We start from the raw sequence: 26,380 nt of genomic DNA, 5'->3' as shown, positions 1-26,380 counted from the left end.
GCCATTCTTTAAAAGAATGGCCGTTTTTGTAACTTATACCAGGAGGATGCAAAACACCCTTTTGGCTTAACGGTTTATTTACTTTTTCTGTGCAAATTGCAGCCAATGTAAATTATAGCCACCTTTATCAGCGTATACTTTCACTTTGTTTTTACTTCTTTTTAACCGGATATCTTTTAAAGTGATCACTTGCCAGTTTTTTGAACTGCCGGTATTGGGTATAGCTATTTCTTTAGCCTGGCTTGCTCCATTAACGTTTAGCGAAAGTTTTGCATCATCTGTTGCCGATGCCACTTTTAACCTAACCGAATAAACTCCTGCTGTTTTTACCTGCACGGTATATTGCAGCCATTCACCGGTTTCAATATGATCTACATAAAAGCTGCTGTAGGCTGCGGAGTCCTTACTAATATCCACCCCATCGTTGCGATAAATTCGTCCACGGTTGCCTTGCCCATATTTGCCTGTTGATACGTGATAGTCGGCAGTGTCTGTATCAAAATAGGCAACTCCATTACGCCCAAGGTCATAATCAACCGCATTTATGATAGTGCCATTTGTAATCTTATTAGCCCTAAACGGTTTGGCTACGGCCGAAAATGGTTGTCTGAAAATGGCATCAATTACATCGTGATGAATAATGGCGTTCTCTAATTTAGCGTGTATGGCCATTTCGAGCGTGCCGCTGTATACATTGCTTTCTCCTGGTTTATGTTTGCCGGTGTTCAGGTAGTTGGCGACATCATCATAATTGGGATTTGATGGTATTTCAATAGGGTTATTGTTTCCCATCTTTTTAAGCGGCCATAGCGCCCATCCTAAATTATTTTTTTCCAGCAGGCGGATCTCTTCAGTAAGCCAAACATTAGAATTTTCGCCGGTTTCACCTATCCATGCCGGTATATTGTACTGATCGCGTGTTTTAACAATATGTTCTATGGATTTTTGGTCGTTATAATTCCAGTATTTATGAAAGCTCAGTACCATGTTTTTATCCCATGTGGGTAATATCCCGTTATAGTTATTTCCCCAGCCATTGCCTTCAATAATAATGATGTGTTTTTTGTCAACCTCCCGAATGGCGGCTGTAATATCAACCATCAATTTTCGCAACGGCGCGTTTGTTTTTTCCTTTAAGCCATTTTTGTCATTAACCGGATCATCAAAACCCCAGTTAGGCTCGTTAATGATGTCATAACCACCTATGTATGGTTCATTTTTATAACGATCGGCCAGTTTGCGCCAAAGGGCTATCATTTTTTGTTTGTTTGCCTCGCTATCCCATAAAGAAGGTAGGTCGGGATTGCGATCAGCTATGTTGAGGTCATTACCTTGCCCGCCAGGGGTGGCATGAAGGTCAAGTATCAGATACATATGGTTGGCTTTACACCAGGCCAACAGGTCGTCGGTCATTTTAAAGCCTTTATCCAGCCAGGTGTTTTGCCCCGCAACAGGTTCTTTTTCAACAGGCAGCGTGTATAGGTTATAATGCATAGGCAGGCGTACAGAATTAAAACCCCAACGATGCATAGAGTCGATGTCTATTCTACGGGTATTGTTGGCCAGCCAGGTATCGTAAAATTCACGGGTTTCGGCAGGCCCCATTAGCTTCTCCAGCCGTTCACGAATACGATACTGACGGCTGTCCTTGTTAATATGCAACATATAGCCTTCCTGCAGCATCCAGCCGCCAAGGCCCATGCCGCGCAGCAATATGTTTTTTCCGCTTTCGTCAACTATCTTTTTGCCATCGGCCCTTAAAAATCCCTGGGCATTGCCGTTTATTGAAATAAAGAAAACAGCTAAGATCATCAGCATGACCCTTGCCGTTATATTTTTAAAAGCTTGTTGTAACATCATGTATCAGGTTATTGATATGAACAATCGTTTTAATATTTTACCAGATATAACTACCTACAGAACCTTTATCCAAGGTAGCAGCCACGGCTTTGCCTTTGTATTTGATGTTAAAATCCTGAGACGATTGGCTGACATTGGCCACAATGAGCACTTTTTTACCGTCGGGGGTTTTAAACGCAACGTTTGGCAACTTATCTGAATTGTTTGAAGCAATACGAACCGAGCCGGGACGTACGAATTTAGAGGCATGGGCAATAGAGTAATAAGCTAAATTACGTTTCACCGCATTTTTATCTATAGTGACCGCGCCCTGACACATGGGGCAGCCGCCCCTGTCGGTATAAGGCTTATAATCGGGATCTGCAGCAAGGTTCCATTCAAGCACATTGCGGCTCCAGTTGCGGGTAGCACCAATAATCAAACGTTTAACCGGTGAAACAATATCAATAGTTGAACTATTTTCTGGTTCAACAACCATTTGCTCGGTAAAATAGAGGTTCTTATCAGGGTGCGCATTATGAACGTCTGTTAAAGCCTCAATGTCGCCGCCGTATAAATGAAAGCCTGAGCCATCGATATATTTACTTGCCGCCGGGTCATTTAAAATAGAAATAGGGTAATCGGGCCTGTCGGCGTTATGATCATAAATAATAATTTTGGTATGGATGCGTGCTGCTTTAAATGCCGGCCCCAGATAGGATTTGATAAACTCGCCCTCGTCTGGTGCTACCAATAGCAGGCTGGGGTTATTGCCTGGATGTAATGGCTCGTTCTGAATAGTGATAGCATCGATGGTTATTCCCTGTGCTTTCATTTCCTGTATGTATTTTACAAGGTATTTGGCGTAAACGCCGTAATACGCTGGTTTTAATCTGCCACCACGGGTGTCGTTATTGGTTTTCATCCATGCCGGTGGCGACCACGGCGATCCCAGTATCTTAACAGACGGATTTATGGCCAGTATTTCCTTCATCACCGGGATCACATCCTGGTGGTCAGGCCCGAGATCAAAATGTTTGAGAGCCGGATCAGTTTGACCAACAGGCATATCGTCATATGAAAATACACGTTCATTTAAATCAGAGGCACCAATACTCAGGCGGATATAGCTAACCCCTATATTATTGCCGTTTGTGGCAAACAGCTCTTTTAGTAAAGCTGCCCGACTATTCGCGCTCATGTGGATAATATGCATGGCGCTTCCGCCTGTTAATGCAAACCCAAACCCGTCAATAGGCTGATAGGTTTGCTTGTCATCAATGCTTATGGTAAAATTGTTGCTGTTTAGCGGTTTAAAATACAAAGCATCCTTCTGTTTTTCAAACAAAACAGACCTGTCGGCTTTAGTTAACCAAAGACTGGCCCCGGTATTTTTTTGAGCGTTAACAGTGCTTGTTGCCAATAACAGCGGCAGCAGAAAAAAAAGTCTGACATTTTTATTCATAGGTAAAAATTTGGCAGGTACAGCATGAAGTGGTTGGTTTTAAAAGGCTAAAATTGGAAAGTAAATTTATTATTGTTTTTAATATAAAAAGAACATAAATGCAGGGTAACTAATATATTACGAAAGTGTAAAACATACACCAATGCTTATATCGCTCATGAAATCGTATTTATAAAAGATCAGGCAATACAGTTCTATACCAATAATGGATTTAAAATATTTTGATTTATTAGGATTTATTTATAGTTTCACTTGAAGTATTCACATGAAAGAACCGCGAAAAAAGATTGTCATATTTGATGATGACGAAGACATACTTTCTATTTGTAGTTATATTTTAGAAGAGCATGGATGGGAGGTTTACACCTTTACTGATTGCAACAATATAATTGATAAGGTATCCAATGTTTTACCCGATGTAATTTTAATGGATAACTGGATACCTGATGCCGGAGGAATTATTGCTACACAAACACTTAAGAAATCTGACGAACTAAAACATATCCCGGTTATTTATTTTTCGGCAAATAGTGATATTGAGCTGTTAGCAAACCGGGCGGGCGCCCAAACCTATCTGGCTAAACCGTTTGATCTGGAAGATCTGGAACGGGTAATTAATACTGTTTTAGTTACGCAATAACTATAAACCTAAATTGATCATAAAAAAACCATCCTTCCGGATGGTTTTTTGGGTTTATATTATTGGGGGCCACCGGGAACGCCTGGTGCCGTGTTGCCGCCATCGCGCCTTCCTCCGCCGTCCCTGAATCCCCGCCCGCCGCGGTCATCCTGTACCGGAGCTTTGCCGGCAAATTTTTGCAAACGCAACGTAAAGGTTAGTAAGTAGTAACGGGCAAGCCGGTTAACACGTGTTTGTGTAAGGGAACTGGCTGTTGGGACAGATGTAAAGCCCGTGTTTTGGTTAAATAAATCAAATCCCGAAAGGCGGATAGTAGCTACTTTATTTTTCAGGAACCTGCGTTCAACGTAAAGATTCAAGATGTTTGGATTGGTTACCTGAATATTTGAAGCATAGCCATAATTGGTAGCTTTTGTATAATCATAACTAAACACCCAGTCGCCAAAATAATTTTTTCCGTTGATGCCTAAGTTCCAGGTTCTGACATTTGATAAGCCATCATTAAAGTCATTTTTTACAGAGTTACTTGTTCTGTTGATGGCGTAATTGCTTAAAATTTGAGCATCAATTACATTAGTTATATCAACCCTGAAACGTAATTCGGGAGTTAAGACCAGGTTTTTAGCAAGGTTTTTTTGTCTTGCGGCATCAATTTCTGCCTGTGTAGCAACAAGTGGGTCCAGGTCAACATTTGTTAAATAACCCACATTATTATTATAGGTAGCGGTGCCGTTAAATATGAGTGAGTATTTACGCTGAGCCCATGGTTTGGCGTAGGTTACACGGCCTGATATGTTATAGTAACCATCTGCATTTAAATATTGTGTTAAGATTCTGTTTGATGTATTTGAAGTAATAGTATTGGTTACAACCTGGTTATTTATTTGCTGATAGGATAAATTAGCAAAAAATACATTACCTGTAGCAAAGCTGAAATTGTTATACCTGATAGAAAAATTGTTTGTGAATGCCGGGTTAAGGTTTGGGTTACCTACAACCGGGTAAAGGGCATTCGAGAAATCGACAACGGGTTGCAGCTGGCTGAAGCTTGGTGCAGCGTTTGACCCGTTATAATTAACGCTGAAGGCTTTGCTGCGTGAGAAATTATAAATAAACCTGGCAGTGGGAATAATATTAAAGGTTGATCTGTGTGTTTCAATATCATTTAATGGCGAGTCTCCGTCTAAAACAGAGGGTTGCACACCTAAACCCAAGGTATAGTTATATTTCTTTTCAACAAAGCGATAGTTTAAACCAACTTTATTGGTAGTAAAAGTATAGTTGTATTGATTGCTTAACAAATCATACCGGTTATAACTACCTGTGCTGCTTAGGGTATCTGTTTCTTTGTTATTGGCTGTAACAGAATGGTTAAACGCATAATTAAGTTCAAGGTATGAACGTTTGCCAAGCGGCTCAAGGTATGATAAATTTACACCATAACTATTTGTACGGCTATAGGTATTTATTAATTGGTTTACAGGAGCGGCAGGTGTGCCGGCCGTATAATTATAAATAGGGTTTTGGTATGACCAACTTGGAGCCGAGCTTGCATTAGCAAAAATGCTTAAGTTACGGCGATGCGGGAATCTGTGATTGTACAACGCCGAAATGCCATAATTAGGCGCCTGCGAATCGCCATTGGTAAAAGAATTATAAGCCGAAGTTATTGCTTGCTTTTGAGTAAGCGATACACTATCTGTTTCATTGGTGTTTGTACCGGCGTAAGAAAATGTCGGCGTAATTTTTAGGTAGTTTACAGTGTCTGGTTTGTACTCCATGTTCCAGGTAAAACGATGGTTTATATTCTGATCTTTTTCAAGGCTATATTGCTGTTGTTCGCTTGGATTAGTTGATGAAGTGTTTTGCTGAAATATATTATTAGTGGTTGATGTGGTGTTATCGGCAAAGCTATAACTGCCATATACCGAAAAGTTTTTACCCCATTGATCGCGAAAGTTTACCCCAATAGAACGGGCAACAGTAATACCGTTTTGAGCAGTTATAAGGCTTCCGGAGTTTAAGCCGCCACGCCCGGCGTTCCCGCGTCCGCCGCCGCCTCCAAAATTACCGCCACGTCCGCCGCCGGCACTACCAAAAGAAAAGGTGTTTACGTTTGTATTATTAAAACTACCCTGAACAGCAACTTGCTGATCACCGTTAAACGTGAAAACATTTAATGACCCAATGTAACGGTTTTGATTTGGGATACCCTGGCTTTTGGGCAATGCATCCTCACCATCACCGGCGGTAGCCTGGCCAGTGTAGCCGTAGTTTTTATCTTTCCTGATCGTGATGTTCATGATCTTATCGGGCTCGCCGGTTTTAACACCTGTTAAATTTGCCTGATCCCCGTAATCATCAATCATTTGTATGTTTTCAATAATATCAGCCGGCAGGTTTTTGGTTGCGCTTTGAACATCGCCCCCCATATAATCCTTACCGTTTATGCGCACCTTGGTTACCTGTTTACCCTGGGTTGTAATGTTACCATTCACATCTACATCAACACCAGGGAGTTTTTTGAGCAGATCTTCAGCCGGAGCGTTCTCGCGTACTTTATAGGAACCAGCGTTATATACCACGGTATCTTCTTTAAGCGTAATGGGATTTGCTGCGCCAACAATGGTTACCTGGTTTAGCATATTGGTTTGTGGCTGCAAAATAATATTACCCAGATCAACCGGTTTGTTATCATTATCAAGCGCAAAATGTTTTTTAACAGCCGTAAACCCTATAGATGATATGGTGAGGGTAATTTTACTGCCTTTAACTCCGGCAAAAATGAACTTACCATTGGCATCAGCAATAGACATGGTACTATCACCACCGTTTGATACCAGCTTGATGCTACTGCCCGGTAATGATAACTTGGTTGAGTCGGCAACGGTACCACTTACATCATGGGTTGTTTGCGCATAGGTATTGAATATGCTTAAAAATGTTAAACTTAAAATAAGGAACAGGGGCTTCATAAATTGTTTCAGCTTGCTTTTTTAATTAGTCATAAGACATAATTTGGATGCAAATGTTCAATTTATAAAGTATTAAATATTAAAAAAGCATATGATTGTTACACTTCCGGCTCTAAAGAGCTATCAATCACACCATTGTTACAGATATTAAACAAAAAAAGCCGGGAACGCCAGCTTTTTTGTTTAGCTGTTTTATGTGAGAATCAGTTTATATGAAGCGCTGTTGCAACCTCGTTGTAATTTTTAAGGTTGATGCCGGGATGTTTAACCTGCAACGTGGTAAGGCTGCTACCCGGAAAGATAACAATTTTAAAATCAAGGCCTGTTTGCGAAAAATTGGCTTTAATGTTTACATAACCTACACCAAAGTCAGACAAGGTTATGGTACGGCCGGCTTCGCTATAAGGTAAGGCATAATAACCCGTATTACTGCCGGTTGTTCTGAAGTAAGCTAAAATTACGCCGCTGTCCACAATATCCTGTGTAATAGCAGGTATTGAAAAGTTGGTAAAACCGGTTAAGGTAACACTCCTGTTAAGCAATAAATAGCTTTTAACATCCATGGAGCCGTCTTTGCCATCAGCGCCTGCAGGTCCTGTTGGCCCTTGAGGCCCAACTGGTCCTTGCGGGCCAGTAGCACCGGTGGCTCCCGTTGCTCCGGTAGCACCTGTATTACCGGTAGCCCCAGTTGCGCCTGTCGCTCCGGTTGGCCCGGCTGGTCCTTGTGGGCCGGCGGGTCCTTGCGCACCCGTTGCGCCGGTAGCACCTGTGGCCCCCGTAGCTCCGGTTGCACCTGTAGCTCCGGTTGCTCCTTGCGGGCCGGCTGGTCCCTGTGCTCCTGTATTACCCTGCGGGCCCTGTGCCCCATCAGCTCCAGTACCGCCGGTTGGACCGGGAACACCAACTTTTTTACATGAACCCATACAGAGCAGGCACACCGATAGCATAGTAAATAAGTGTAATAGTTTTCTCATGAATTTAGTGTTTTGAAGGTTTATAGTAACATTATTACGTACGGATGCGTAATTAGTTACAAGCTTTACTAAGACGAAACCGATTTATTACGTTAAAATAAATTTCCCTTAGTCGCTATATAAAAAATAAATAAATAATAAAAAATAGCAGCAAAAAACAGCAACAAAAAATATTGTATTTCGTTATACTTAAAATCTTATTAACCTATGAATAACATCAGCAACACATTGCACTCTAAAGTGCACAACTGGATAGACGCAATAGGCTTCAGGCTAAACGCATCACAAACAAATAAAAAAAGTCATGTAACAACCAATCATTACTTTTTTGAAACGTTTAACTTTTTTGAAAAAAAGCGAAGGGATCATCCTGAAAGTACAAAGTTTTTATGCTTTGATGCTTATGGAGAAAAAATTAATGTAAGGTCATTGCTTGATCTTCAGGTTGCTTTTTTTGAAAATATCAGCCAGCTCAAATAGCAATGATTTACAGGCAGGCATTGCTAATGTTTAGCCATACTGTTTGATTGTCGGGCATAAAAAAATCCTGCCTTAGAGATTTAAAGCAGGATCTGTAGAGATTTTTAATTACGGATAGTTATTCTATAATTGTTCGTGGCCAGCAATTCCTGTAGCTGCCATCGATGTTTTCTTTTAAAATTTCATCCGTATTTATGCCGCGCATAAGCAGGGGCGTAAAATTAATTACCGGCCGCATGGGATTAAGAGCTTCCTTGATCCTTAAATGCAGGTCGGCAAAATGAGCGGCTGTTAAAGCGTCGCCCCCTTTTGGCAACCCTGCATCTATTTTCTTTAATTCTGCACGTACCATCGGCCTGATATCGGATAGGGCTATGTTGATGGGAGTTAAACCAAAAGCCGCCAGCTGAGTGCTGGTAACCCCTGGAAAGGAAATGCTTACATCAGTATTAAGCATATTCTTCATATTTTCAACATAGCCGCGTTGCAGGTTACGTTTATAAGCATCCGGTTTATTATTGCCAAAAACACCAGCGCGTAAGTCTGCAAATAGATCCGAAACGGTGTACGCCTTATTGCTGTTCTTTGCTTCATTATCATACATCCGTGCCAGCCTTGATGGATTAAGTATATTGGCCAGTACAGCAACCTGCAGCGCCTTAATACGGTTAAGTACAAGGCCATTATCAAATTTGCTTAGTTCAGACTTGTTGATAAGCCAAAGCGGAGTTTCAAACAATTGCTTGTTTAAAAAAAGAGCAGCATCACGTTGCCGGGCTTTGCTTACAAAATCATATACAGCACCTTTTTGATCATAAGTCTTAAAGTTTTCGTTCATGCCTCCAATATTGGTAGATACGTGGCCCATATAACGGTAAAACTGACCTATTACTTCGTTATATAACTCAGATACATCACTAAAGTTCTCGCCCTTTTGATAGGTCCATTTCTCGAGATTTGGTAAAATACGCTTCAAATTTGCAATGCCATAGGCGCTGGCCTTCATAGCATTGTCACCAAGATCCTCGTTTTGTAAACGGGGGTCAATAGATGTGCCCTGCCTGCCAAAATAATATAGTGGATTGCCAGCGCGCTCATTGGTCCAGTTTGCCAATATTTCTTTTTCCTGTTGTGGGTTTTTGTTACCTGGGAACCAGCTATAGCCCCATTTAATTGCCCATAAATCGTATTCGCCTATTTGCGGGTAAAGGTGTGTAACTCCATCACCAGGCTGGGCTATATAATTAAAGCGTGCATAATCCATAATAGAAGGAGCGGTTCCATGCTTATCAGTAAATGATTTTGAGCGTAGTGAATCAACCGGATAAGCGTAGCTTGAGCCAAAATTGTGGGGCAGCCCCAGCGTGTGTCCAATTTCGTGTGAGGACACAAAGCGAATCAGCTCACCCATTTGCTCATCAGTAAACCGGGCCTTACGGGCAGCAGGATTTACGGCAGCGGTCTGTATCAAATACCAGTCGCGTAATAAGCTCATTACGTTGTGGTACCAACCTACGTGACTTTCTAATATTTCGCCGCTCCGCGGATCTGAAACATGCGGTCCATAAGCATTTTCAACATCAGAAGCAAAGTATCTGATCACGCTATAGCGCGCGTCCTCGGTACTAAATTCCGGATCTTGTTTTGGTGTTGGTGCTTCCTTACCGGCAATTGCATTTTTAAAGCCGGCGGCTTCAAAAGCTTTATTCCAGTCGTTTATTCCCTGAATAAGGTATGGAATCCATTTTTTTGGAGTAGCGGGATCAATGTAATAAACTATCTGTTTTTTGGGCTCTACCAATTCACCTTTAGCGTAGGCAATGGGGTCTTTAGGTTCAAGTTTCCAGCGGTGTATATAAGCCGTTACCTGTGCCTTTTGCGCACCGGTTCCGTAATCTGTTTGGCGCTGGCCAAAAAAACCTACCCTGTCATCACTAATGCGGGCTTTCATAGCCATTTTGGGCAATAACAACATAGATGTGTTAAGCTCAAAAGACACAGCTCCATTAGAATTGTCGGTAGGCGACTCGCCGGAACGATACGTTTTTAAAGTGTGAGTTTCCAGGTTTATCGGAAAACTTTTAATAGTATCGATATATGACCGCGTATTATCAACCCCCGAAATTTTGTAAGCTTTTTTCACATCATCACTAAGCCCAATTGCAGTTACATCGCCGTTGTAAAAGTCGGTAACATCAATTAGTACACCTGTGGTGTCCTTATTAAAAGCTTTAATATCAAATGCAGCCAGTACAGCATCAAGGTTTGAATTTTTAACTGACTGGTACATATCGGTGGTACTATCGGCCCTTATTGAGTAGCTGGGTACCCGGATAAAAATTTGCTTATCATGACGTTCCCACTTCCATACCTGATTGTTCAATTGTTCGCCGCCGTATTGCTGGCCAAAGGTTTTTAAGCCGCCTGGGGTTTTAACATAACGGGTAACAACCAGCATTTCGCGGTTAATTAATGAATCGGGGATTTCATAATAATATTTCCCTTCAACTTTATACGTGTTAAAAAGCCCGCTGTCGGCCTTTATTTTGTCGGTTATGAGATCGCTGAACTTTTTAATACCATCTTTTTTAGGAGGGCCAACCGTTGCTGTTGACACCGTTCCTGATGGGCTGGTAGTAGTTTTAAGCGTTAAAGTTTGGTTTGCAGCTTGTTTTTTAGTAGCGCAAGAACTGGCTAAAACAACAAGCAAATACACAGCGCCGCGCATACTGTGCCGAACAAGGAATTGTTTATTCATTTATAACAATAGTTTTAAGGTAAACTTAATCAAAATATCACTTTTATACTTATACTGTGTAAATAATAATATCAGATACGGCGCTTTAAAGTAAGTATTACCTTGTCCAGTTTTTTATCGTGATACACATCAAGTAAAAGGCTCCGATCGTTTTTTGATTTAAACAGATCGTCAATTTCTTCGAGGGTCATTTTTGCAACTGGCTTAAAATTAATGGCAACAATTTCGTCATCCCGTTCCAAACCCACTTCGTCACCTGCTGATCCGGGCTCAACGCGATTAATAATAATGCGGTCAAAGTTATTACCAGCGGCATAGTATTCCAATCCGCTCATGTCATGTTCAAACGGATCCCGAAAGCGCGAACCTGTTTTTAGATACATGGTGTTATGGGCATAATCTAATATAACAGAAAATCGCTTAAGAATACCTATACCCAGGTTGCCATCTCTTTTTACGGATAAAGCGCTCTGATTATTGGTGGTATCGGGAAACGATGCTATAACCTGTTTAACTTTAAATTTACCCAATTCGAGCGACTCCACACGTCCTATAAAGCCATTAATAGGGCCATTTAAACCTATACCCAGATTGGCTGAGGCAATAAATTTTTGAGGTAGTCCATAACGCTTTATAATATTTTCAAGAGAAACGGGATGCCCTGCACCCAGGTCAATGATGAGTTTGGTTTTAATATTTTCGCCGGTCTGCAATTTTACCCAGGCTTCAACATAAGGTTTCCTGTCTTCAATGGTAATGGGAATAGGGACCCCTTTCCTAAATACCTTAAGGTCTTTTGGACGCCAAACCGTTAAAGTGCTGTCCTGAATACTAATTTTAACAGCCAAATTGTTAAAAAACTCGTAGCCGAGCAGTCCGTGTATGGGCATACCAGCGTAGCCAGACAAGCTAAAAAGGTCTTTTTTTAGTATAGCGGCGGCTACGTCATAACTTACAAGACCAGGTATTTCAACATCTAACGGTGAGGTAACGTAGGCTTCAGCATCTTCGCCTTCACCTAATCCGGGTATTTTTAAGGTGCGTTTGTTTGGAATATAAATTGAATCGGCTAATTTGGGATCGGTTATTATCATGAGTCCAACCCCGGTGTCTAATATGAAATTATAAGGGCCTTTATGATTAATGTTTAATTTTATTACCATAAGGCTGCGTACCAGCTTAAACGGGATAGTGATCTTTTTTTTATGGTAATCAAGATCAAAATATTGAGCCTGCGCAGTTAAAAAGCAACCCGAAAGTAAACACGCCAGCCATAACGCCCGGAATCGCCTTAATTTATGAAATAACGTACGTAGCAAGGTTATTATAGTTGGTATATTAAATTTACAACAATAATTGGTTAAACTGAATTAAATTATGCTAAAAACAACTTTTGTATTTCTGCTAACAATAATGAGCTTATTGCTATTTAATGATACCGTTTATGGTCGGTCAATTAAAAAACGGAAGATAAAAAAGCAGTTCAAGCACTCACAGATAATCAAGGATCATTTTACCGGGTTTGCCTTATATGACCTGGATGATAAGAAAATGATATATGAATTAAATTCTGATAAATATTTTATCCCGGCTTCAAATACAAAGTTGTTCACTTTTTACACTTGTCTTAAAATACTGGGCGATTCAATCCCTGCACTGCGGTATGAGTTGCGTCATGACTCGCTGGTGTTCTGGGGCTCGGGTGATCCTTCATTTCTGCACACTGATCTTAAGGGTATAAACGGATTAAATTTTTTGAAACGAAGTGATAAAAAACTCTATTATTCAACCAATGGCTATACCAATGATTTTTATGGAGCGGGCTGGGCCTGGAACGATTATAATGATTATTATCAGGCCGAAATAACCGCCTTGCCCATCGAGGACAATGTGGCCCTACTATATGCCGATCAAGATGGCAACCTGCAAATTAAACCAGCTTATTTTAAGCGGTATCTGAATGCCGACATCACGTATCGTCCGGATAAATTTACGGTTAAACGCGATTTTTTGAGCAATAATTTTGTTTACCCGGAAATGGCAGTACCTTCAAATTTCAGGCAGGAGATTCCGTGGAAGACAAACCCTGAATTAACGCTTGCTCTACTGCGCGATACACTTAAAAAGCCGGTATGGCCAGTAAACCTGCCATTAAGCGTTAACGCTAAAATAATATATAATACTAATGCCGATTCTGTTTACCGGCGTATGCTGCAACCCAGCGATAATTTTATTGCCGAACAACTGTTATTGGTTTGTTCATCGGTAAAGTTTAATACCTTGAATACCGATTCGGTGATCAATTATTCAAAGGCTAATTTTTTAAATGACCTTCCGGATGCCCTGCAATGGGTTGATGGTTCCGGGCTTTCGCGCATGAATTTATTTACTCCAAGAAGTATCATCGCCCTGCTGTGCAAGATCCATGATGAAGTAAAAGATGAACGGCTTTTGCAAAGCATGCTACCTGCAGGCGGTGCAACCGGTACACTCAAAAACGCTTATAAAACTGATAACGGGCAAGTATTTGTTTGGGCAAAAACAGGATCGTTATCAAATAATTACAACCAGAGCGGCTACCTGGTTACCCGCAAAGGCAAGCGGCTGGCATTCTCATTCATGAACAATAATTTCACACGGCCTGTAAAGGAAATAAGGGATGAAATGGTGAGGATCATGACTTACATTCATGAAGAGTTTTGATCCAGTTAAACCTTCGCCGGGGCGGAGATTTTTAATTACAATTTTAACTTACCGGTTACAGGTAGTCTGGCGCCGTCCTTTTTTTGGCAGGGTTGAATGGGACTTAATTTAGTCGTCTCTCCAATTGTTCTTCTACTTTTTTAAATACCTGTATGGGTTTTAGTGTACGCCAACCCAGGTCATCAAGCACACCTCCAAAACTAATGTAATAATCAATATTATTACGCTTAAACTCGTCTATTACATGTTCCCTGAAATTGATACCTGCAATCCAGCCGTCTTCCACATCCTGAAACCATTCTTCATAATAACAATCATCAGACGAATGAAAATTGAGTACATTTTCGCCGATAAGTATAAAATGATTAATTCCGTTATCAATCATCAGTTCCAGCAATTCACGCTTAAGCATCATAATATCATTGTTAATGGCATCGTTCCATTCGCCAATAAATTCAATAATAGTATATCCTTTCTCATAATCGGCAAACAGTACCTTCAGGTACAGGGTATTGGAGCCAAAGGAATCCCATTGCGGGTGCAGCAGGTAATTGTAAACCTGCTTATCAAATTCAAACTCGCTATATTCAGTTGCATAAAAAGGTGAATATTCATCTTCCGATGCTATATAATCGTCTCGCCAGCGGTAATATGGTTCTATCTCGTGCATTCCTCAAATTTCAATTTCAAATGAGCGGATATATAAATTAATATTTAACACCTCACCACATTTGAACACCAACCAATCTGTTCATTAATATGTACAACTGCTAATTGCACATCATTTATTAAAGTTATCTACAGCGCTTCTTACACTTCCGTGTTTTTTTAACAAAGCTGCAGCATCATCTTCATTTAAGCCGGTTTCTTCCATCACCATGCGAGCTCCGCGGTTAACCAGTTTATTGTTGCTTAGCTGCATATCAACCATTTTATTTCCTTTTACGCGTCCCAGTTGTATCATTACACTGGTACTCAGCATATTCAAAACCATCTTTTGCGCCGTTCCCGCCTTCATTCTTGTTGAGCCGGTTAAAAACTCCGGCCCAGTAATTACCTCAACCGGGTATTGGGCTTCGGCAGCAACCGGACTGCCGCTATTGCAAACTATACAGCCGGTTATTATATTGTTTTGAGCGGCCATTTTTAACCCGCCTATTACATAAGGGGTGGTACCGGATGCTGCTATGCCTATAACAACGTCCTTATCATTTATTTCAAATTCCTGCAGATCTTTCCAGGCTTGCTCCGTATCATCCTCTGCAAATTCAACCGCTTTGCGTATAGCACCATCGCCACCGGCAATAAGACCAACAACCATATCAAACGGAACTCCAAATGTTGGCGGGCACTCAGAAGCGTCAACCACGCCTAAACGGCCGCTCGTACCGGCACCAATATAAAACAGCCGTCCGCCATTTTTCATCCTTGAAGCGGTTATAGTAACCAGCTGCTCAATTTGCGGCAGCGCTTTTTTAACAGCAAGGGGTACTGTTTGATCTTCTTTATTGATATTCTCAAGTATCTCAAGAACAGATAGCTGCTCTAAATTCTTATAATGCGATTCCCTTTCGGTGATGGTTTCCATTAAATTTCAAATAATTTATAACAAAATTCGGTAAAAAACATCAAATGCAACGGTGTCAATAAAAATTATTGATTTAGCATTGATTAACTTTGCTTATTGAACATGAAAAAAACTGCAGGCGTTATTTTCAGGACGATGATCCTGATATTGGTGGGGATAACTATTGGGTTGCTGATAAGCGACCATAACTTTGCTGACCGTAACCTTGGGTTTTCATTTTCGGGCTCAGGCAAACTATCAAAAGTTTTAGAACTGGTAGGCCAAAATTATGTTGACAGTGTTAATATCGACAGTATTGAAGGGGTATCAGTTAACGATCTGTTGCAAAACCTTGACCCGCACTCCCTTTATTTACCACCGCAGCAGGCCCAGTCAATCAATGAACGGCTGGATGGTGGTTTTAATGGCATTGGCATTGAATACCAGTTGTTGCGCGATACGCTGATCATTACCCAGGTGTATGCCGGCGGACCAGCTGCGAAAACAGGGCTGCTGGCTGGCGGCAAGGTTATTAATGTAGATAATAAAAAGTTTTCGGGCACCAAACTTACAACCGAAAGGGTAAATAACATTTTCAGGGGACAGAAGGACGCCGTTATTTTGCTTGGTGTTACATTTGGTAATGGGATAAAAACATATGCTATAAAGCGCGGACGCGTTGACATCAGCAGTGTAAATGCTGCATATATGGCTGATAAAAATACAGGGTACATTAAAATTGGCAAGTTTGCGTCAACAACCGATGCCGATTTCCGCAAGGCCCTGACGAAGCTTAAAGCAGATGGAATGAGTAAATTACTGCTTGATCTGCGCGGCAATGGCGGCGGGTACCTGAATGCGGCAACATCACTTGCAGATGAATTTTTAGGTAAAGGAAAACTAATTGTTTACACTAAAGGTGTACATGAGCCACGCACCGATTATTTTGCAACAGATTCCGGCTCGTTTCAACAGGGAAAGGTAACTGTATTGATCGACGAATATTCGGCATCGGCCAGTGAAATATTGGCAGGAGCATTGCAGGATCTTGACAGGGCTACTATTGTTGGCCGGCGCTCATTTGGCAAGGGGTTAGTACAACAACAATTTCCGTTTGGGGATGGCTCGGCTGTAAATTTAACCGTTGCCAGGTATTATACCCCATCAGGGCGGTCAATACAAAAATCATACAGGGGTGGCCTGGAAAGCTATCGTAATGAGCTGGCAGCACGCATGCAAAAAGGCGAGTTGTTTTCTGAACAAAGCAACAGGAGCGATACGGTTTTTAAAGGCTCATCATATCATACCCTTAACGGGCGCAAGGTTTTTAGCGGCGGCGGAATAATGCCCGATGTTTTTGTGCCGGCAGATACTTCTCAAAGCACATTATTAATTCAAAATTTAATTGACCAGCAGCTTTTTTCGGCCTTCGTGATTGACAGGATGCAGCCTGTTTTAAACCGGTTTGCAACTGACAGTGATTTTATAAAACAGTATACAGTAAGCGATAATGATCTTCACGATTTTATCCTTTACTCATCACAAAAACTCAAAGAAATGGATTCGCACGAATTGTTGATCTCCAGGGATTACATCAAGAGTGTGCTTAAAGCCAATGCCGCTCGTTTTAAATGGGGCGATAATGCATTTTACCAGGTAATAAATGATAATGATGAGGCATTTAAGAAAGCCCTGAACATATGATCATTTTACTTTTGCCTAAACCAAACCTGCACAGGCGCGCCGGAAAAATCAAAATTCTCTCTTAATTTATTTTCTATAAAACGGTAATAGGGTTCCTTCACATATTGTGGCAAATTGCAAAAGAACGCGAACATTGGTGACACGCCCGCAATTTGAGTGATATATTTAATTTTAACGTATTTGCCTTTAATGGATGGCGGCGGGTAGTTTTCGATAATGGGCAACATTACCTCGTTCAGTTTAGAAGTAGATATCTTTCGTGCCCTGTTCTGATAAACCTGATTGGCCACATCAATTACTTTTAGTACCCGTTGTTTTTCGGTAACAGAGGTAAAAACTATGGGCACGTCAGTAAAAGGCGCTATTTTTTCGCGGATCTGTTCTTCAAATACTTTGATCGTTTTATTGTTCTTTTCAATCAAATCCCATTTATTCACCACAATTACCACGCCTTTTTTGTTCTTTTCGGCAAGATGAAATATATTGATGTCCTGTGACTCAATACCTTCAACAGCATCAATCATCAGGATTACCACATCAGCTTCTTCAAGTGCTTTGATGGTACGCATAACAGAGTAAAACTCAATATTTTCCTTAACCTTTGTTTTTTTACGCATACCGGCGGTATCAATCAGCATAAAATCATGCCCGTACTGATTGTAATGTATGTGTATAGAATCGCGGGTGGTACCGGCTATCGGAGTAACTATATTACGGTCTTTACCAATCAGCGCGTTTATAATAGATGATTTGCCCACATTCGGCCTGCCCACAATGGCATATTTAGGCCTGGTGTTTTCTTCCGGAAATTCATCTTCAAAATGTTTAACCACTTCGTCAAGCAATTCCCCGGTGCCTGATCCCGTCATGGACGATATGTTATATATTTCGCCCAGGCCTAAACTATAAAAAACAGTAGCGTCGGCCAAAAGGGCGTTGTTGTCCAGTTTATTTACCACCACAAATACCGGTTTTTTGCTTCTGCGCAGCAAATTGGCAATTTCGTCATCAAGATCAGTAATACCGGTAGTAACATCAACCATAAACAAAATAACAGAAGCCTCTTCAATAGCAATCTCCACTTGTTCACGAATAGCGGCTTCAAACACATCAACAGAGTTGGCTACATAACCCCCGGTATCAATTACAGTAAAATGATGGTTGGTCCACTCAGAAACACCATAATGCCTGTCGCGGGTTACACCGCTAAAATCGTCAACAATGGCTTTGCGGGTTTCGGTTAAGCGGTTATATAAAGTTGATTTGCCTACGTTAGGTCTGCCCACTATGGCTACTATATTGCTCATTCTTTTTAGATTTGAGATGTTAGATTTGAAATAGGAGACGCTCTTGGGCCCGTTATCAAATTCACACCAAAATTATTTCATTAATTTATAAATACCAGATTTATCTCAAATCTAATATCTCAGATATCACATCTGTGTTTTATTCGTATCCGAATTTTTTAAGGTAATTTTTTTTGCTGCGCCAGTCAGGTATCACTTTTACAAACATCTCCAGGAAAACCTTGCGCTGAAAAAAGTCTTCCATATCGCGCCGGGCATAGGTGCCCACTATTTTAAGCATTTTACCGCCCTGGCCTATCAGTATGTTTTTTTGTGAGTCGCGCTCAACAATAATCTCGGCGCTGATACGGTGCAGGGTTTCGCCTTCAACAAAGGCGGTTACAATAACTTCACTACTGTACGGAATTTCTTTTTTGTATTGTTTAAATATTTGTGCTCGGATCATTTCCGACGCAAAAAAACGATCGTTGCGATCCGTCAGCGCATCTTTTTCATAATAGGCGGGGTGCTCTGGCAGGTTCTCAATAACAAAGTCCATGATGGCTTTAATGTTATGGCCCAATAATGCCGAAATAGCGAAAACAGCCTTGGGCTTTAATTTTTCCTGCCAGAATTCTACTTTTTTCTTAACAGTCTCTTCGTCGCTTTGATCAATTTTATTGATAAGTACAGCTATGGGTGCCAGTGAGCCTTCCAGTTTTTTCAACACATCGGCCTCGTCATACTCCTCATAAATATCAGTAACCAACAGGATAAGGTCGGCATCAACAATCGAACCATCTACCTGGTGCATCATACTTTCATGCAGGGCATAGTGGGGTTTAATTACGCCGGGAGTGTCGGAAAACACAATCTGGTAGTTTTCATCATTCACAATACCCAATATACGGTGGCGTGTAGTTTGAGCCTTGGGAGTGATGATTGACATATTTTCGCCAACAAGGGCGTTCATAAGGGTTGATTTACCGGCGTTGGGCTTACCAATTATGCTTACAAAACCTGCCTGATGACTCATATAAAAATAATTAAAAATATATTTGGACTGCAAAGAAACGAATTATATCTTTGCAGTCCAATTAAAACGGAGTGCAAATTGCATTTTGACAATTGGAAGGAACTTTCCGAAGTTATGACGGAATGCAACATATAAGAATAACAGTGCGGGATGGAGCAGTTGGTAGCTCGTCGGGCTCATAACCCGAAGGTCGTAGGTTCGAGTCCTGCTCCCGCTACCTCAAGTAAAAAGCCTTGAATCGAAAGATTTGAGGCTTTTTTGTTTATTATTATGTAGTTTTAAATATCGAAGATGTGAAATTATGTTTTCTTGAATAGATAATCAGCAGCACTCTTAATATGACCCGGAATACATTCAGAAAAATAGACGATAACTTGCGCGTAATAATACAAGGCAAATCCTCAACCAAAACGTCAGACTTTCTACAAGCATTTTTAATCGATATGTTTCCTATTGAGGCTGTTGAAAACCTTCACGAAGAGGAATTTGAATTTGGCTCGGGGAGTGGCTGGGATGAACTAATTATCAGTATTAATCCTCAAAGAAACATCCCGGAAGAATATTCAAGGATAATTATAGAAAGACGGATTAAGTTATTTACCAGTGAAGACGAATATCAAGTATGGGTTGAGTTAGAATTTGATAAAATGGCATATTCAGAATCCTTTTACAAAAAGTCTGATTTTTTTTCTGAAAAGTCAGAGTGGGTTAATGCTATTAACAGTAACAGTGTTTTTAAAAAATTAAAGGATTCCATCCCTATAAAAATTATTAGGGAAGACAATTTCGATTTTGTTGGTTGAAATTTAACAAGCCTTTTAGTTCTTGAAATAAACGGTTCGATTTTAGTCCTGCTCCCGCTACCTCATCAAATCGAAAGCCTCTTAGAGAAATCTGAGAGGCTTTTTTGTTGGAAATAATGTTTGGGATCGGTATAACCGGGTAAAATATATTACTGATATATTAAAAGGCGACAAAGATCTTTTTGATTATGTCGGTTAAAAGCAGAATTTAGCATTTCATAATCCTGTAGCCGTATGATCTTTCAATTCCAAAAACAATTCCCGCAATTGAATACCTATTGGCAGCGTTACCTGCCACTTCAAAAACGGTTGGATGTTCCGGCTAAAACCAAACTGCTGGATGAAGGCGTGAATTCACAACACGCGATTTACGTGGAGAAAGGGTGTCTTCGCACCTACTTCAACAACAACGGGGAAGAAAAGACCGTCCAATTCTTTTTTGAGGAAGAAGGCTTGAGTTCCCTTGACAGTTTCATTAATAACTCACCCAGCCCTTTTACCATTGAAACGGTAGAACCATCAGTTGTTTACATGCTTTCCAAAAAACATGTATTGCAGCTGCTTGACGAATTAACCCATGAACCGGATTTTTTGATGATGTTTATGAAGATAACTGCAAAGCGGTTAACACATTACTCGGGCGAATTTATTTCTTTTATCAGAGATACTCCCGAGCAGCGTTATCAGCGCCTTTTGGAAGAGCGGCCTCATATTATTCAGCGGGTTAGCCAGCATTATATCGCTTCTTATTTGGGTGTAAGCAGTGTCCATCTTAGCCGCATTAAACACAAACTGGCCAAGGGGAACGCACATTTCTGAACTTGATAACATATGTTATTGCCCCGGTATTCGGGTTGCTGCAACTTTGCTTTATAAAAATTTAAAATATGAAAGCAGCAGTGATTTATCAAAAGGGCGAATTGCCACAGTATGTGGAATACCCAGTGCCCGAACCAAAAAATGAAAATGAGATACTGGTAAGTGTTAAAGCGGTTGCCATTAAACACTTTGATAAAGGCCAGGCCAGTGGAACGCATTACAGCAGCACCGGCCCTAAAGAAGGCGGCAAGATTATTGGGGGCGACGGCGTTTGTTTGCTGGAAAACGGAACCCGCGTTTATGCCATTGGGACAAGCGGCATGCTGGCTGAACGGGCAATTGTTGAAAAAGGCCGTTTTGTAGAGGTGCCTGATGGCGTGGATGATGCCACAGCTGCCGCATTACCCAACTCCGTATTCGGTGCGGCAATGGGTCTTAAATTTAAAGCGGATATAAAACCAGGTGATGTAGTGCTCATTAACGGGGCAACGGGCTTTACCGGAAGAGTGGCCGTTCAAATCGCGAAACATTACGGAGCCGGTAAAGTGATCGTAACGGGTAGAAACCAGCAATCGTTGATAGACCTGCTTGACCTGGGTGCCGACGAAGCCATTTCGGTTTTACTGGAAGACGAGCAATTCAAAACAAAAATTCAACACATTCACGCCACTACCCACATCAATGTAATAATAGATTACCTGTGGGGACACCCCGCCGAATTGATATTGGAAGCGCTGAAAGGAAACGGCAGCTTTACCAATCCCACTCGATACGTTTCTGTTGGCAGTATGGCAGGCGACCTTATTAACATTTCATCAGCTATCCTGCGCAGTACCGATATTCAGCTAACCGGATCGGGGCTGGGTTCATGGAGCAAACCGCAAATAGCCGAGCTTTTCAAATCCATATTGCCCGAAATGTTCCGGCTGGCTGCCGAGGGTAGGTTAGTGGTTGATACCGTGCAAGTGCCTATTGAAAATATTAGCAAACTATGGGATCTGGAAGTAAATGACGGTAAACGCCCGGTGGTAATTATATAATATATTTTGAAGATTACGCTGATCCTCTTCGCCGGTCCCCTGCTGGCCGGCGAACGTTGAATATATGTAAGAAACCGCATTTTTACAGTGGCAAATAATATCATGCGAGTATCTTGGCGCAACTATTCTTTCCATAAAAAAACTATCCTGTTGCTGTCCCTGCTGTTTCGCACAAACTGCGGTGGTCAATGGTCGGGTTACCGACAATGCGGGAACCGATTTACCGACGTGGGCTGTGCCGCGGCGCGGCATGGCCGATCCAGTCGAGTTGCAGACTGTTAAAACACCTCATTAAGTCCTAAAAAGAAGCCGCTCGAACCATAACTGCCCCGTCCGTAGTCAATACAGAGGTTTGAGCGCGTATATTTATTGAATAACAGCCTTAATCCCACTCCTGCTCCGGGTTCCCAATACCTGAACAGCTTGATATCGCGCTGGTTATTGGCCGATTCGATATTTACAAAAGTAACACCACTTAATAACTTGTTTGAGGTGAGCGGAAAACGGTATTCTGCTTCGTTGTATACAAATGACAATCCTTTAAAACGGCCAATAACAAATGCCCGGCCTATGCGGCCATAAGCATCGCTGCCGGTACCGGGCAGTTCAAGGTAAGGCAATGATCCGTTAAGCAGGTAATTGGCCCAGTGCCAAAAAGCAAAAACATTTTCAGGGTTAGATGCTGATAGGCTCCAGTACTTTCTGAATTCTGTTTTAATTTGCCATGCATTACGCGTGCTGCCCAGCCAGCTTTGGTTTGCCCTTAATACAACATCAGCATAAATACCCCTGAACGGGCGGTTTGGTTGATCGCGGTTATTGAATTGGAAATTCAATAAAATACCATTGGCCTGATAAGCATTAGGCGAATACCCATTTTTAACGCTATACCTAAAATTGTGAGTAGCTGTTATTGGCACTTCCTTACGACCATCGTCAATACCGGTATAAAAATTAAAACTAAGGCCTGCGCCGGCGTAAAAATAATTAGCAAGCTTGCGGTAAATGCGCTCATTTACTTTAATATAAACATATCTGAGGGGATATTCATTGGGGTTGTTGGGGAAATGCTCATCATTCATACGAAGTTCGCCATCGCCAACACTCCTGCGCCCGGTACCCAGCCCGTTGTCCTTTGCTATGGTTTTTCCAATTTGCAAAGTGCCCTGGAGGTTCCATTTGTTTTCCGATGAAAAGGCATTATGCTTAAACTCAAATGTCGAAAGCCGGTTGGTTGAAATGTAAAACCCTGCATTGATCACAGACAGTGTTGTATTGACTGGATCACCAAAATATTTGCCTCCTGATGAAATTGCTCCAACAGCAAAGCCGACACTTGGATTATATGCAGCGGATGGTAACACTGACCAGCTGCCTTCTTTGGTCATATCAACCGGAGCGGCAACTGAATTTTTGCCGCTGAAAAAGGCGCTTAAAATGCCATTAGCATCCCTTTGCGATCCTAAGGAGTCGGCGGTGTATATCCGGGTTTGGGCAAACAACCTGCCGGCACTTAACAGCACCAAACAAATAAGCGCGCTTCTGCAAATGAGAATGATCAATTAGGTTTACTTTATTAGTTAATGCTAATATAATAGTATCATTTAAGGATAAGAAGGAAAAGTCATAAAAAAGTAATTTTTTTTATTGAATAGACATTATAATTCTATAGGAGTAGACAACATGGCCACGGACAACATTGTAAATCACCAAAACTGAAGTAATTGTACCGTAGAATTTAAATGAGTATGTTTAATAAAATAATAACGCAATAGTTTTTAACCGGTTATGCATATTACTTTTTTTATAATCAACATCTTGCTTTTTATTGGCTATGAAAAGGATCAGTTTGATTTAAAAGCTGATTTAAAAAAAGACGGTATAATATTGCAGGAACGACATGGTCGATATGTAGATAGATCCAAACTAAGTCAATTTGAGTTATACGCTAACTTGAATTTATCAAAATTTAAATTTGACAAGCGAATATCGGGCAAACACAGTATTTTAAAATGGACAAGCGCTTCAGTTGCTAAACTCACCATTTATGAGGTAAAGTCAATCGTACCATCTGATACTATTTATCAGGATACAATAATTCTGTGGGATTCTGTTACAAACAGAAGTATGACTAAGCTTGGAGAGAAGGTAAATCTAAAACCTTCTAATTTTACATTTCACACGTTCATTATTCAGCCAACGAGCAAAAAGCCACTAATTTATATGACTGAACAGCATGAGGGTTTAATGGAATATCACATTGGCGACAAAATATTTTATCCCGTTTATGAAGATATAGTATTGGGCCTGAAAAAGCCTGATATAAAAGAGATATTAAAATTGATAGCTGCTTTAAGATGACCTGTTTATGCGGCATTCTCCTGGTTGGTAATGTATCTGCTGTCCTCCATCCCTATTCCCTTAATAAAAACTTAAAAACCATTTGTTAATAAAGTAAATAAGCGTATCTTTGCAGTCCCGAAAATGCGGGGTATAATAAACGTTTAAACAATTTAATTAAAAGCAAGTGAATACGTTAAGTTACAAAACTGTCTCAGCCAACAAAAAAACCGTTAACAAACAATGGGTTGTTGTTGACGCACAAGGCGAGATTTTGGGGCGCTTGTCCACTAAGATCGCAATGATCATTCGTGGTAAAACCAAGCCAGATTTCACCCCGAACGTAGACTGTGGTGATAATGTAATAGTTATCAACGCAGACAAGGTAAAGTTGACCGGAAACAAATTCAGTGACAAAACCTATGTTAGGTACACTGGTTATCCAGGTGGTCAGCGTTTCATTTCTCCTAAGGAGTTAATGGCAAAACATCCTGAACGCATCATTGAAAAAGCGGTTCGTGGTATGTTACCTAAAAGTCGTTTGGGCAAAGCATTATTTGGTAACCTGTATGTTTATGCAGGTACTGAGCATCCTCATGCAGCACAAAACCCAACAACCATTTAACTTTTTATTTTAAAGGAGAAAAGAAATGCCAACAACTAACACTTCAGGCAGAAGAAAAACAGCCGTTGCACGCATCTATCTTACCGAGGGTAATGGAGCGATCGTCGTAAACGGAAAAGATTACAAAGAATACTTCCCAACATTGCCATTACAATACATCGTTACTCAAAGTACTGAGGTTTCTGGTTCGGCCGGAAAATTTGATGTTAAAGTAAATGTTGCAGGTGGTGGTGTAAAAGGACAGGCAGAAGCCGTTCGTTTAGCTATTGCGAAAGCCATTGTTGAACTTGATCCTGAAAAGAAACCTTCACTACGCGCTAAAGGTATAATGACACGTGATGACCGTATGGTTGAGCGTAAAAAACCAGGACGCAAGAAAGCACGTAAGAGATTCCAATTCAGTAAACGTTAATCAAAGGAGGACAACAAAATGGCAAGAACAACATATCAGGATTTACTGGATGCAGGTGTACACTTTGGTCACCTTACCCGCAAATGGGATCCGAAAATGTCACAGTACATTTTCATGGAACGCAACGGTATCCACATTATTGATTTAAATAAAACCTTAACTAAGGTTGAAGAAGCTGCTGCAGCTATCAAACAAATTGTAAAATCAGGCCGCAAGGTATTATTCGTAGCTACAAAGAAACAAGCGAAAGATATTGTTGCTGATTATGCAAAAACAGTGAACATGCCGTACATCACCGAGCGTTGGTTGGGTGGTATGTTAACTAACTTTGCAACCGTACGCAAGTCAATCAAAAAGATGTCAAACATCGATAAACTGACTAAAGACGGTACTTACAGCAACCTTTCAAAAAAAGAAAGACTGATGATACAGCGCGAACGCATCAAATTAGAAACCCTGTTAGGTGGTATATCTGATTTGAACCGTTTACCAGCAGCATTATTCCTGATCGACGTAAAGAAAGAACATATCGCGGTTTCAGAGGCGTTAAAGTTGAACATCCCTACATTTGCTATGGTTGATACCAACTCTGACCCTTCAAACATCGACTTCCCTATCCCTGCAAATGACGATGCTACCAAATCAATTTCATTGATCACCAGCATTATCATCAAAGCGATTGAAGAAGGTTTAGATGAGCGCAAGCGCGAAAAAGAAGACGAAGCAGAAAAAGAGGCAGCTCAGGCAAAAGCTAAAGCTGATGCTCCTGAAGTGGCAGACAGAACCCCTAACGAAGGTGGTAAAAGAACCCGCAAAGCAGCCGAAGTAGCAGATGTTGTAGCCGACACTGATGCCGAAGCTCCTGCAGCCGAAACAGAAGAGTAATTAAATTGTGGGTTGTAAGTTGTGAGTTA

The 26,380-nt window shown here is 41.0% G+C and carries 22 protein-coding genes and 1 tRNA gene; 12 read left to right on the top strand and 11 right to left on the bottom strand.

From position 1 onward, the window contains the following. Nucleotides 1–78: 78 nt before the first annotated feature. Complete coding sequence (locus tag J2W55_RS10170) at nucleotides 79–1,860, bottom strand: cellulase family glycosylhydrolase (RefSeq protein WP_310095173.1); 1,782 nt, start codon at nucleotides 1,858–1,860, stop codon at nucleotides 79–81. Between the two features lie 37 nt (nucleotides 1,861–1,897). Beyond that, the gene (locus J2W55_RS10165; RefSeq protein ID WP_310095169.1) at nucleotides 1,898–3,304 is read right to left on the bottom strand and encodes a glycoside hydrolase family 30 protein; all 1,407 of its coding nucleotides are present in this window, start codon (nucleotides 3,302–3,304) and stop codon (nucleotides 1,898–1,900) included. 265 nt (nucleotides 3,305–3,569) lie between these two features. On the opposite strand from J2W55_RS10165, the gene J2W55_RS10160 reads away from it, so the two are divergent. Next, the gene (locus tag J2W55_RS10160; RefSeq protein ID WP_310095167.1) at nucleotides 3,570–3,944 is read left to right on the top strand and encodes a response regulator; all 375 of its coding nucleotides are present in this window, start codon (nucleotides 3,570–3,572) and stop codon (nucleotides 3,942–3,944) included. A gap of 59 nt (nucleotides 3,945–4,003) precedes the next feature. Here the strand turns inward: J2W55_RS10160 and J2W55_RS10155 are convergent, their stop codons facing one another. Both J2W55_RS10155 and J2W55_RS10150 read right to left on the bottom strand, forming a co-directional pair. Further along, a complete protein-coding gene (locus J2W55_RS10155; RefSeq protein ID WP_310095164.1) occupies nucleotides 4,004–6,919 on the bottom strand; it encodes an outer membrane beta-barrel protein in 2,916 nt (971 codons plus the stop codon). A 203-nt stretch (nucleotides 6,920–7,122) separates the two neighbouring features. Continuing rightward, nucleotides 7,123–7,893: a collagen-like domain-containing protein gene (locus tag J2W55_RS10150; RefSeq protein ID WP_310095160.1), complete on the bottom strand. Its 771-nt coding sequence runs from the start codon at nucleotides 7,891–7,893 to the stop codon at nucleotides 7,123–7,125. Between the two features lie 207 nt (nucleotides 7,894–8,100). On the opposite strand from J2W55_RS10150, the gene J2W55_RS10145 reads away from it, so the two are divergent. Beyond that, a complete protein-coding gene (locus J2W55_RS10145; RefSeq protein ID WP_310095157.1) occupies nucleotides 8,101–8,373 on the top strand; it encodes a hypothetical protein in 273 nt (90 codons plus the stop codon). Between the two features lie 118 nt (nucleotides 8,374–8,491). Here the strand turns inward: J2W55_RS10145 and J2W55_RS10140 are convergent, their stop codons facing one another. Together J2W55_RS10140 and J2W55_RS10135 are read right to left on the bottom strand one after the other, a co-directional pair. After that, complete coding sequence (locus tag J2W55_RS10140) at nucleotides 8,492–11,131, bottom strand: zinc-dependent metalloprotease (protein ID WP_310095154.1); 2,640 nt, start codon at nucleotides 11,129–11,131, stop codon at nucleotides 8,492–8,494. A 71-nt stretch (nucleotides 11,132–11,202) separates the two neighbouring features. After that, nucleotides 11,203–12,450 (bottom strand): aspartyl protease family protein, encoded by a 1,248-nt coding sequence (locus J2W55_RS10135; protein WP_310095150.1) that lies wholly within the window; start codon nucleotides 12,448–12,450, stop codon nucleotides 11,203–11,205. Between the two features lie 94 nt (nucleotides 12,451–12,544). Between J2W55_RS10135 and J2W55_RS10130 the strand changes: the two genes are divergently transcribed. After that, on the top strand, nucleotides 12,545–13,834 hold the full coding sequence (locus J2W55_RS10130; protein ID WP_310095146.1) for a D-alanyl-D-alanine carboxypeptidase/D-alanyl-D-alanine-endopeptidase: 1,290 nt from the start codon (nucleotides 12,545–12,547) through the stop codon (nucleotides 13,832–13,834). A gap of 103 nt (nucleotides 13,835–13,937) precedes the next feature. Here the strand turns inward: J2W55_RS10130 and J2W55_RS10125 are convergent, their stop codons facing one another. Both J2W55_RS10125 and murQ read right to left on the bottom strand, forming a co-directional pair. Next, complete coding sequence (locus J2W55_RS10125) at nucleotides 13,938–14,504, bottom strand: hypothetical protein (protein ID WP_310095143.1); 567 nt, start codon at nucleotides 14,502–14,504, stop codon at nucleotides 13,938–13,940. A gap of 111 nt (nucleotides 14,505–14,615) precedes the next feature. Beyond that, nucleotides 14,616–15,422, bottom strand: coding sequence for an N-acetylmuramic acid 6-phosphate etherase (gene murQ, locus J2W55_RS10120; RefSeq protein WP_310095140.1), 807 nt, complete (start codon nucleotides 15,420–15,422; stop codon nucleotides 14,616–14,618). 102 nt (nucleotides 15,423–15,524) lie between these two features. Between murQ and J2W55_RS10115 the strand changes: the two genes are divergently transcribed. Next, nucleotides 15,525–17,105, top strand: coding sequence for a S41 family peptidase (locus tag J2W55_RS10115; RefSeq protein WP_310095137.1), 1,581 nt, complete (start codon nucleotides 15,525–15,527; stop codon nucleotides 17,103–17,105). Between the two features lie 5 nt (nucleotides 17,106–17,110). On the opposite strand, the gene der is transcribed toward J2W55_RS10115, so the two are convergent. Beyond that, on the bottom strand, nucleotides 17,111–18,412 hold the full coding sequence (gene der, locus J2W55_RS10110) for a ribosome biogenesis GTPase Der (protein ID WP_310095134.1): 1,302 nt from the start codon (nucleotides 18,410–18,412) through the stop codon (nucleotides 17,111–17,113). A gap of 139 nt (nucleotides 18,413–18,551) precedes the next feature. Then, nucleotides 18,552–19,427 carry a GTPase Era gene (era, locus tag J2W55_RS10105; protein ID WP_310095131.1) on the bottom strand — a complete coding sequence of 292 codons (876 nt, stop codon included), beginning with the start codon at nucleotides 19,425–19,427 and terminating at the stop codon, nucleotides 18,552–18,554. 144 nt (nucleotides 19,428–19,571) lie between these two features. On the opposite strand from era, the gene J2W55_RS10100 reads away from it, so the two are divergent. From J2W55_RS10100 to J2W55_RS10085, 4 genes are all read left to right on the top strand, one after another. Then, nucleotides 19,572–19,644, top strand: a tRNA-Met gene (locus J2W55_RS10100). 121 nt (nucleotides 19,645–19,765) lie between these two features. Next, the gene (locus tag J2W55_RS10095; protein WP_310095127.1) at nucleotides 19,766–20,230 is read left to right on the top strand and encodes a hypothetical protein; all 465 of its coding nucleotides are present in this window, start codon (nucleotides 19,766–19,768) and stop codon (nucleotides 20,228–20,230) included. A gap of 234 nt (nucleotides 20,231–20,464) precedes the next feature. Beyond that, on the top strand, nucleotides 20,465–21,049 hold the full coding sequence (locus J2W55_RS10090) for a Crp/Fnr family transcriptional regulator (RefSeq protein WP_310095124.1): 585 nt from the start codon (nucleotides 20,465–20,467) through the stop codon (nucleotides 21,047–21,049). Nucleotides 21,050–21,117: 68 nt separating this feature from the next. Continuing rightward, the gene (locus J2W55_RS10085) at nucleotides 21,118–22,089 is read left to right on the top strand and encodes a quinone oxidoreductase family protein (RefSeq protein WP_310095121.1); all 972 of its coding nucleotides are present in this window, start codon (nucleotides 21,118–21,120) and stop codon (nucleotides 22,087–22,089) included. A 278-nt stretch (nucleotides 22,090–22,367) separates the two neighbouring features. On the opposite strand, the gene J2W55_RS10080 is transcribed toward J2W55_RS10085, so the two are convergent. After that, a complete protein-coding gene (locus tag J2W55_RS10080; protein ID WP_310095117.1) occupies nucleotides 22,368–23,651 on the bottom strand; it encodes a BamA/TamA family outer membrane protein in 1,284 nt (427 codons plus the stop codon). A gap of 226 nt (nucleotides 23,652–23,877) precedes the next feature. Between J2W55_RS10080 and J2W55_RS10075 the strand changes: the two genes are divergently transcribed. The 4 genes from J2W55_RS10075 to rpsB all read left to right on the top strand — a co-directional run bounded on the left by J2W55_RS10075 (nucleotide 23,878) and on the right by rpsB (nucleotide 26,351). Further along, entirely contained in the window at nucleotides 23,878–24,450 is a 573-nt protein-coding gene (locus tag J2W55_RS10075) for a hypothetical protein (protein WP_310095114.1), read from the top strand. A gap of 166 nt (nucleotides 24,451–24,616) precedes the next feature. After that, the gene (gene rplM, locus J2W55_RS10070) at nucleotides 24,617–25,054 is read left to right on the top strand and encodes a 50S ribosomal protein L13 (RefSeq protein ID WP_310095112.1); all 438 of its coding nucleotides are present in this window, start codon (nucleotides 24,617–24,619) and stop codon (nucleotides 25,052–25,054) included. 25 nt (nucleotides 25,055–25,079) lie between these two features. Next, nucleotides 25,080–25,466: a 30S ribosomal protein S9 gene (gene rpsI, locus J2W55_RS10065; RefSeq protein WP_310095109.1), complete on the top strand. Its 387-nt coding sequence runs from the start codon at nucleotides 25,080–25,082 to the stop codon at nucleotides 25,464–25,466. An 18-nt stretch (nucleotides 25,467–25,484) separates the two neighbouring features. Then, nucleotides 25,485–26,351 (top strand): 30S ribosomal protein S2, encoded by an 867-nt coding sequence (rpsB, locus tag J2W55_RS10060; protein WP_310095107.1) that lies wholly within the window; start codon nucleotides 25,485–25,487, stop codon nucleotides 26,349–26,351. Nucleotides 26,352–26,380: the final 29 nt, after the last annotated feature.

This window comes from Mucilaginibacter pocheonensis (assembly GCF_031456535.1).
GTDB classification, from domain to species: Bacteria; Bacteroidota; Bacteroidia; order Sphingobacteriales; family Sphingobacteriaceae; genus Mucilaginibacter; species Mucilaginibacter pocheonensis.
Note: the sequence above shows the minus strand (reverse complement) of the source record. Positions and strands in the feature narration are given on the sequence as shown.